Source organism: Rathayibacter sp. AY1A2 (assembly GCF_002930935.1).
GTDB lineage: Bacteria > Actinomycetota > Actinomycetes > Actinomycetales > Microbacteriaceae > Rathayibacter.
The window spans coordinates 1-810 of record NZ_PSTP01000049.1 but is presented as its reverse complement, the minus strand read 5'-3'; the positions used below and the strand labels follow the sequence as shown (position 1 = coordinate 810).

Sequence of the window (810 nt, the reverse complement as noted above, 5' to 3'; positions counted from 1 at the left end):
TCGATCACCCACCAGCCACCCGAGGCCGGACGCGCGCCGAACGCACGTCCGTACCCCCGCGCCCGAAGCGGCTCATGCCGAAGGCACGGCCCGACCCTCCAGCACCCGCACCACGCTCGTGCCGCAACCACGGCCAGACTCCTCCACCCCGACCAGGCTCGCGCCGCAGGCGCGGCCCCCGCATACCCCCCGACCAGGCTCGTGCCGCAGGCACGGCCCCCGCACTCCCGCGCGAGCAGGCTCGTGCCGCAGGCACGGCCTCCCGCTCAAGCCCCCCGCCGCCGCTCGTGCCCCCGGCACGGCGCCCCGCGCTCGTGCCGCAGGCACGGCGCCCACCCCACCAGCACAGGGCTAGGCGGCGTCCGGGTGCGGTTCTGGCAAGGCGGAGGAGGAAGCCGTAGCGGCGCTACGGCGCCCGACGACAACGCCGCCAGAACCGCACCCGGGCGGCGCCTAGTCGTTGCCGAGGATGATGATGGCGGCGGTAGGGGGTAACGCGTCCTCGTGGTACCGCTCGATCTCCTCGATGGCGATCGGGTCGGCCTGCTGGAGGAACTGGGTGAGGCGGGTGACCTCCTCGGTCTCGCCGATGGAGTCGGCGGCGCGGCGGAGGGCGTAGAGGGAGAGCAGGAATCCGCGGTTGGGTCCGTGGCGCCAGGGGATGGGGCCCTGGCCGCGCCAGCCGGCTCCGCGGAGGAGGTCGAGGCCGCGGTGGTAGCCGACGCGGGCGTAGGCGTAGGAGGGGAGGGCCGCGTCGATGCCCCAGACGCTGTCGGCGAGCAGTGCCCAGGCCAGCGGGGAGCGCGGGTG

The 810-nt window shown here is 75.4% G+C and carries 1 protein-coding gene; it reads right to left on the bottom strand.

Annotated features, from left to right (window positions below; translation table 11 throughout):
- Nucleotides 1-453: 453 nt before the first annotated feature.
- Nucleotides 454-810, bottom strand: a 357-nt coding sequence (locus C5B93_RS16830) for a DUF3151 domain-containing protein (RefSeq protein ID WP_104293006.1), incomplete at its 5' end; no start/stop codon positions are given.